The following is an 8,241-nucleotide window of genomic DNA, read 5'->3' as shown; positions in this document are numbered from 1 at the left end:
CCGAGTAGTCCTTCATCGCCATCGGCGGTGTTCTCGCTTCCTCCGGATCAAGCAGATCCAGTATCAGCGTGTCCACCCATCAGGGCGAAGGCCCCCCACCACGGGCAAGGTCACCGTCCACCCCACCGTCGGTACCGACTCCACGATCTGCCTCGCCTACGACATCCTCGCTGCCCTCGGCAAACCCGTCCCCGTCACCGGCTACCCGAGGCTCGACCCTGACCCGCCCTGGGCGATGGTCGCAGCCTGGACCCTCGCCACCCCCATCACCCACCTCACAGTGCTGCGCACCCACCTGCTCGGCCGCCGCCGCATCCACGACCTGATCACCCTGCGCGAGCGCACTGGCGTGCACCTGGTCCTGGTCTGCCACCGCCGCCGTCCCACCCCCGCCCTCGAACAGGCCCTGCGCCAGGTGGATCACCGCCTCGCCGACGCGGCCGCCCGCCTCCCTGGCATCGACGACACCGACCTTCCGCGGGGCCGCCCTCCCCGCCCTGTCCCGATGCACGACCGCTGGCTCAACCTGCCCGCCCTGACCACCTACTGCTCCGGCGACGGTGCCCAGCGCCGCTGCCGCTGCACTCCGCCGCTCGCCCACGACCGCGGCTTCCACCCGCCCCAGATGCCCCCCGCCACCGCCACCGAAGTTGCCCGCCGCCTCCACACCGCGACCGCCCACCCCCATCTCGCGACCCAGCTCGCCGCTGCGGTCTTCACCGCCGCGTCCGACGCCCAGCTCCACACCGCCCGCCCCACCGACCTCACCACCGAAGCGGCCACCATCGCCCTCCACGACGCGGACGGCCTGCGCTTCGGCTGCCTCACCCATCCCGTGCCGCCCTGGGCGCGGCCCCTGCTCCTCGCCGCCGCCTACCAGCACGCCATCGCGGAAGCCGGCGACACCCCGCTGTTCGACGCCCCCTTCACCGGCCACGGCCTGCCCGGCCTGTTCGACTTCGCCGATACCTGCAAACTGCGCCCACCCCAGCCGCCCAAGCCCCGTGCCCGTTCGGGCCGCCCCGCCCCCAAACCGCAGGACCAGCGCACGATCTGGCCCTTCAGCAATGCCCACTACCGCTACCCCTGGGCCGTCACCGAGTACATGCGAGGCTGTCCGCCCCCGCCCGCCTGGCACAGGTAGCCGGCCTCCGCCCGCGCGGCCTGTCCCCGGGCGCGCGGGACCGGCCGGTCGGAGCCCGGTAGGTGCGGCCGGAGGATGCGCGCCCTGCGTAGCCGACCCGCGACCCGGCCCGGCGGTGCCGCGGAGCCGGCCGGGCCGGGAAACGGCCGCGGCGGGTACGGGAGCCCACCGAGGTGGGCCCGGATACATGAAAACGGCCAGGCCATGGGGGCCTGCCCGTTAAGGGTTCCGGTCGGCGTCGGCCGAGCTGCTCGCCCTCGAACTCGGTCTCCACTGGCAGGCCGGCCCAGTCGATGCGGCCGTTGCACTCGAGCCACCACTGCCGGGCCACCGCGTAGGCGCGCTGCCAGGTGATCGGCCAGTGCGGGCACCACCACGGGTCGATGTCCTCCAGCGCCGCCCTGCGCTCGGGTAGCCGACAGCGACGGCTGGATCTGCCGAGTAGTCGACTCAGCCGGTGTCATCATGCCACCGCGATGGTCCCCGATCCTGCTCACGGCGGGTACTGCTGGTAGGCGAGTTCGTTGCTGTTTCCCCCCGGGCTGTGGACGGTGACGGTGATTGTGCCGGGTATTCCCGGCGGCGCGGTGGCGAGGATCAGGTTGTCGGAGACCGCGGCAAAGGATGCTGAGGCATCGCCGAAGCGGACCTCGTCGGTGTAGGTGAGGTTACTGCCGGCGATCGCGACGTCGGTCCCCCCGAATGCCGTCCCCTGGTCGGGAGTGAGGCTCGCGATGACCGGGGCCTCGATATAGGTATAAAGGAAGCCGTTGTTGGTGCCGCCCGCCGTGGTGACGCTGACGCTCACCTCCCCGGCCGCGGTCGCGGCCGGGGAGGTGAGATCGAGGTGACTATCGGAGATCACCGTCGGCGTCACGCTGGTGGCACCGAAGGTGACGGCCGTCGCGGTGAATAGCCCGGTACCAGCGATGGTGATGGTGTGGCCGCCCGTCATGGGACCGGACGTAGCGCTCAGGAAAGCCTTGAACGGCGCGCCGACGTAGAAGAACGACAGCGGGCTGCTGGTTCCGCCCGCAGTGGTCACGGTGACATCCGCCGTACCGGCGCCCGAGGGCGAGATACATGTGACCGACGTGGCGGTGTTGGCGGTGATGGTGGCTAGCTTGCTGCCGAACCTCACGGCGGTGGCGCCGGCCAGGCTGGTCCCGGTGATTGTCACCGTGGTCCCTCCGCCGGTGGATCCCTGGTTCGGGCTGATAGGCATGATGTGCCTCCAGGAGGACGGATGTGCGTGCGTGGGGCGATCTCTCCTCTACAGGCGGTGTGTCACCGATGCTCATCAGCGACCGTACGGCTGCCGTGGATCTTCCTTCCGCGTCTGGAGCCCGCGGCTTGAGACCGCCCGGAATCCCGACCCGTCGACGTGGCCACGGGTAGCCGGGCCTGAGAGGGCCCACGCTCCCGGCGTCGGGAAACGCGAACCGTCTTCCCGATAAGGCGGCCGATCCGAACGGCGGTGGGAAGGCCAGACCGTAAGGTGCTGCCCTTGCGGGCACTCAGGCAGTGGTCAGGACGGCAGCCGAACCTGGTCGGCCACGGTGGCGCACGATCGGTCGAAAGGACACGGGAGCGATGCCGGGTTTCGGTCGAAGTGTGACTCGGCCGCATCAGCCGGGGCCGCCGCGGCAGCACCGGCTGATGGATCCTGCCCTCCGCGGGGGTGCCCAGAGTGGCACCGGCCTGGAACGCCGCCCCTGAGGCCGACGGCAGGCCAACTGCCACTTCCCCGCGGGGGGATGGGCGGCCCACCCGTTCGGATGCGTACAGTAACCCATTCGCGTTATGCCATTAGCAACCACGGTGACGACACGTCACCCGAACGGCGGAGCTCCTGCGGCCGGCAATCCGCCGACAACGGCGCCCCTCACTCCCGTCCTGCTCGCACAGCGCTTCAGTTGCTGCGGCTGCCCCCACTACCTATCGCCACCGGTCCGCCCGACGCAGGCGGGCCCCCGCAGGCGGCCGGGACCTGGGGACGGTTTATGTCACTCCGGCATCCCGTGCACGACCCTCGTCGGTGATGGTCGGGATCGTGGACTTGGTTGGACGCGCTCGCGCCATGGACCTCGGCCAGGTGCGCGGAGATGGTGCGTCAGACCCCGCGCGGACAGCGACAGCACCATCTCCTTCACGCGCAGCACACGCCGCTGCCGCTTCTTGTTGATCTGAGTGCAGCTGCCGTGTCAGTGTCGGCCAAACGGGTGATGTCCCGTCAACTGTATTGCGGAAAGTAGCCGCCAAGTGGCTTAATGTGATCATCCGGTCAGGTGGGCTGCCCACCCCCTGCGGAAGTGACAGCCCCGCTGAGGCCGTGGTTCTTCAGCCTTTGGGCGTCGCCACGGGCGCCCTGTGGTGGTAGTAGGCAGATTAATCTTCGGAATCCTGAGCTGATGCCGTGTCCTTGCTCGGGACCGGTGGATGTGACGGCTCAACAGCGGCCAGGTAAACGCCATACGAGCCGGACGCCCTCTAGCCGGACACCTCCGCCGCAGGCTCTCTCCTCACGAAGTCAGCGTCACCGGCAGCCCCGCGTCCCACGTGGCTCCGGGACCACGCGGTTCCCTCTCCGACGGCCTACGCCCTATCGGGCTGCCCGCGTTACGTCTTCCTCCCAGTCCCACTCATTCGAGCAGTACCCCAGAGAAGGAGACACATCATGGCAACCATCACTTCCCTCAGCGTCACCCAGGGCAAGGCCGGGGACTCCCTGACCATCAACGGCAGCGGATTCGGCACCTCTGCCGTGACGGTGAACTTCGGTTCCAAGGCGGTTGCCGCCACTGGTGCCACCACCACCGTCACCACCACGGTCCCCAGCGGGTGCGCCGGTCAGACCAACGTCAGCGTGACCGTGGGAACCTCCACCAGCAACAGCAAGCCGTTCTTCTACATCGCCACCCCGATGTGCTCGGCTGTGGTCGCGAACGCCGGGCCGCTCACTCCGCCGGCCGTCAACCTCACCGGCACCGGCTTCGCGACCGCGACCGCGGTCACCTTCGGCGTCGCCGGCGCCGGCACGATCAACAGCAAGACGGGGGACACCCTGCTGAACGCGACCCCTCCCACCAACACGACGGGCTTCACCACCACCACGCAGTCGGTGGACGTCACCGTCACCAGCCCCGGCGGCACCAGCGTCCCCGCCGGAGCCGCCTCCCAGTTCACCTACTACAACCTCCCGACGGTTACCGGGGTATCCCCCACCGCCGGATCGGCCGGCCAGTCGGGCGTCACCGTCAGCGGCACCAACCTCGTCGACGTCAGCGACGTCATCTTCACGGACACGGTCACCGCCGCCGTGTTCCACGCCACCGACATCACCGGCCTCAGCGCCACGGAGGTTCAGGTCACCACGCCCACCGGCCTCGTCACCGCCTCGAGCTACGACATCACGGTCACCACACCGGGCGGCACCAGCACGACGAGCGCCACCTACGGGCCCGTGACCTGATCATCTCCAGGCCGCCGATCCGGGCTGACAGCGGATCGCCGCACCCTGACAGCGATGCCGGCAGATGCTGTGCCCTGGCTCAGGCCAAGGCACAGCAGTTCGTTGCTGGGGAACCCGCCGAAAGACGACCCGTTGGGGGAAGTCCGGCTCATCCACGCCAGACGCTGGGACCGTCGGCGCGGCAACGCTTCAGCACAACCGACACCTTGGTCCAGTCCGGCCCGGCCGGACACCACCGTGCCGTCCGGCAGCATGCGCTCCGCCAGACGGCCTCCAATGCGTCCTCAGCGCCGGAACACCGTAGCAGCGCCAACCACCACGGGACACTGGGGCCGGCCGGTACGCGCCTACCAGGCCACACCCAGGGCTTCCAGCTGCGCGAGCTGCTCCGGGCTGAGCTTGTCCCGGCGGGCCTTGGTGTTGTTGAGCCACGCACCCAGCGAGAGCCCTTCGCCCGTCTTGTACGGGCGCGGCACGCGAGGGTGGCCGTGCTCCTCGACGAAGGCCGCCAGCGCGGCGAGGCCCTGCTGGAAGCGGTCCGTGCGGGACACCTTGGGCCTCGCCTCGGCGGTGGCCTTCGCCGCCACCAGGTCCGGGTCTTCCTCGATGCCGATCGCGGTCAGCAGGTCCTGCTGGTCGGTCTCCAGACCGGGCCAGCCGCCGCGTTGCGCCCTTACCCAGCGGCCGAGTTGCTCGCCCTCGAACACGGTCTCCTCGGGCAGCTGCGCCCAGTCGACGTGGCCGTCGGCCTCCAGCCACCAAGACCTGGCCACGCTGTAGGTGCGCTGCCAGGTGATCGGCCAGCTCGGGCACCAGAACGGGTCGATCTCCTCCAACGCCCGGCGCCGCTCCGCCGCGAGTGCCCCCGGCTCGCCCGAGGGCACCTGTGCGGCGGCCCGCAGTTCCGCGAGCCACGTCCCGATGGCGTACCCGCCGATCGAGGCCCGCGCCGGCGCCGCCAAGCTCCCGCCGTGGCCTTTCGCCCAGACCCGCGCCCAGTCGAGGCCGGCCTCGAACCGCGCGTCGGAGACGGACCAGATCATCCCGAGCGCGTCCAGCATCTCCACCCGGTATGACGCCAGTTCGCCGTTCGCATTCTCGCTGCGCCGGTCCGACAGCCACTTTCCGAGCGGGTAATTACCGTTTTCTCCGACCAGCGCGGAATAAGGAACGTCCAGCCCGCCGGTCTCCTCGAACCACCTGCGCGCGTGACCGATCCCCTCACGCCACAGCTGCGTCTCACCGACCAGGACCCGGGAGGCGATGAACAGCGCGAGCACATTCTCGTCCACCGGCGTCTGGAACCGCACCGGCAGCGTGAACGCCCCCGACCCACCCGCACCCACAGCGCCCTCACCAGGACCGGAAGCCGCCTCGGCGCTGCGCCCCTTGGTCCGCTTGCCGGACTTCTGCGGCACCGCGAGGGCCTCCACCACCCGGGCATCGTGCGACCTCAACGCGGTCAAAATTCGAACAAGCGGACCATAGCTGTCCGACTCCAGGATGTCCCCGGGCTCCTCTCCGGGGCCCAGGAATACCGGTACGATCAGGCTGGCGGTCTTCCCTTCGCCGGGCTGCATGCGCAGGGCACGGCCGATGGCCTGGACGATATCCACCATGCTGCCCCGGCCCTGGAGAAGCACCGAATCTGCATTCGGCATATCGACACCCTCACCGAGGACTTTGCAGTTACTGAAGATCCGGTGCCTGAGACCGTCGTCCTCCTCGCCCTTTCCGAAGTCCCCGATGAGCTCCTTCCGATAGTCGATCTCGTGCTCACCGGAGAGCCACTGCGCCCAGAACTCGGCCGGGTATTTCTGCGGGTTCTCGAGGTGGAGCTTCTCGACCGTCTGGTTCAGCGTCTCCGAGAAATAGCGGGCCTCGATCGTGCGGTTGTGGAACGTGATGCACCGCTCCAACCCCCGCTCGGCCACGGTCTTCGCCAGCCCGGCCTGGATGGCCGCGATCCGCGCGGCCGGCACCTCGTCCTCGCTGCCGTCCTGCGCCTCACCGACCCCCGGCCCCCACGGCACGCCCTGCTGCTCGGCGGCCTGGCGGTCGCCGAGCGGGTCGCGCAGTTCCAGGACCACGATCTCGAACGGGGCGAGCAGTTTGCGGTCGATCGCCTCGGCCAGGCCCAGGGAGTACACGTGCGGGCCGTAGACCCGCTGGTCGTCCATGGACACCGCCAGCTCCTCCGGCAGCGGCTGCAAAGCCCCCTCGCGGCCCTTGACGGGGCGCTTGGGCGGCGCCCAGATCCTCGGGGTCGCCGTCATGTAGAGCCGGCGCTCCGCCGGGATGGCGGCCTGGTCGTGCACCACGGTCCAGGTCTTCTCGACACTGCCGGAGGAACGGTGCGCCTCGTCACAGACCATCAGCCCCAGCGGCGGCAGCACCTCGCCCTGGCGCTCGGCCCAGTACGTGTAGGCGTCCCCGACAGCGCCCACGGACGCGTAGGTGGCGAACAGGGTGGTCGGCCGGCGGTGCTTCGCGGCCTGGGACAGCCACATACCGATCATCAGCGGGCTGGTGGACGCCCCCACCCCGTACGGCAGCTCCGAGTCGACCAGGGAGCAGATGGCGTGCATGTCCCCGGACCGCCCGGTCGCCCGCCAGGAGCCGATCATCTGCACCAGCAGGTCCAGGGTCGGCACGACCACCAGGACCACGCCGCGAGGCACCAGCTTCTGGCCGGCCGCCGCCCCGACGTAGGACTTCCCGGAGCCGGTGGCCATCTGGACCGTCACCCGCAGCCCGTTCGGGGCCGGGTGTCCCGGACGGGGCGTCAGGCCCCGCACGATGGCCTCCAGCGCCTCTTCCTGATGCCCCCGCAGCGAGATGCCGGCGGCGGACTGAGTGGCCATCAGGCCAGGCTTTACGACGTTCACGAAGACGTGTCTCCCCTCACCCATTCCCGAGCCCACACCAGGGACCACGCGGGAAATTCTGACAGTGCCCTACTGATACATTCGACAGACCGGCCCGAGAATCGAGGCAACCGGAAATAAAGCCCAACAGGAGCGGCCATTCGGCAGAATATCAGCACCCGGTCGCAAATTCCGCCAAACACCCGAAAAGGCCGGGTCCGGACCCCGCACCCGGCGGGATCACCTGACGTTCCAAGACTGATACACCGAGGGCCGTTGCTCACCCTGCCAGGGTAGCGCACCGCGACCTGCCGAGAGGTCGAAACGGAGGTCCAGGCCGTGGACTAGACCAATCCGGCGGGAGTGAAGCCGACCCGCACGCACCCCCTCCGCGCCACCCCACCCCTAGTCAGCCCACGGTCGGCGCGAAGCGCCGTCCGTACCGCATCAGCCATCACCCCAGCTCAATACATTGACGAGAGCTCAACCCGAGGAGCCGCCGGAGCGAAGCGGAGCGGCTCCCAGGCCGAGCGCGAAGCGCCGGCCACCCCGGCAAAGCCGGGGCAGGTCTGACCGAAGGTCAGACCACGGACACGCGGAGCGGGTCCGCCGATCGCCCGAAGGGCGATCGCGAACGGAGGGCCGAAGGCCCGTAGGGACCCGATGCCCTTCCTGAGCTTGATGTTGTGCGAGTTCACGTCGTTCGGGACGCAGACGTCCACGCCGTTGATCGCCTCGGTCATCGCGGCGACGCCCTT

Annotated in this window: 5 protein-coding genes; 2 read left to right on the top strand and 3 right to left on the bottom strand. The window is 69.6% G+C overall.

Going from position 1 to position 8,241, the window contains the following annotated elements; all coding sequences use genetic code 11:
* Window positions 1-1,144, top strand: a 1,144-nt coding sequence (locus tag AB0J08_RS40455; protein WP_360644828.1) for a hypothetical protein, incomplete at its 5' end; no start/stop codon positions are given.
* Between the two features lie 493 nt (window positions 1,145-1,637).
* Here the strand turns inward: AB0J08_RS40455 and AB0J08_RS40450 are convergent.
* On the bottom strand, window positions 1,638-2,369 hold the full coding sequence (locus AB0J08_RS40450; RefSeq protein WP_360644825.1) for an IPT/TIG domain-containing protein: 732 nt from the start codon (window positions 2,367-2,369) through the stop codon (window positions 1,638-1,640).
* Window positions 2,370-3,821: 1,452 nt separating this feature from the next.
* Between AB0J08_RS40450 and AB0J08_RS40445 the strand changes: the two genes are divergently transcribed.
* Entirely contained in the window at window positions 3,822-4,616 is a 795-nt protein-coding gene (locus AB0J08_RS40445) for an IPT/TIG domain-containing protein (protein WP_360644822.1), read from the top strand.
* Between the two features lie 347 nt (window positions 4,617-4,963).
* Here AB0J08_RS40445 and AB0J08_RS40440 read toward each other — a convergent pair whose 3' ends face one another.
* Entirely contained in the window at window positions 4,964-7,480 is a 2,517-nt protein-coding gene (locus AB0J08_RS40440; RefSeq protein WP_360644819.1) for a Helicase associated domain protein, read from the bottom strand.
* Window positions 7,481-7,947: 467 nt separating this feature from the next.
* Window positions 7,948-8,241, bottom strand: a 294-nt coding sequence (locus AB0J08_RS40435; RefSeq protein ID WP_360644816.1) for a hypothetical protein, incomplete at its 5' end; no start/stop codon positions are given.

The organism is Kitasatospora sp. NPDC050463, assembly GCF_040655255.1.
In the GTDB taxonomy this organism is placed as follows: Bacteria; Actinomycetota; Actinomycetes; order Streptomycetales; family Streptomycetaceae; genus Kitasatospora.
This window is presented reverse-complemented; position numbering and strand designations above follow the sequence as displayed.

Bases quoted from the DNA above. Each gene is read 5' to 3' on its own strand.
- AB0J08_RS40450 (WP_360644825.1), bottom strand. From the start codon at position 2,369: ATGCCTATCAGCCCGAACCAGGGATCCACCGGCGGAGGGACCACGGTG.
- AB0J08_RS40445 (WP_360644822.1), top strand. From the start codon at position 3,822: ATGGCAACCATCACTTCCCTCAGCGTCACCCAGGGCAAGGCCGGGGAC.
- AB0J08_RS40440 (WP_360644819.1), bottom strand. From the start codon at position 7,480: ATGGCCACTCAGTCCGCCGCCGGCATCTCGCTGCGGGGGCATCAGGAA.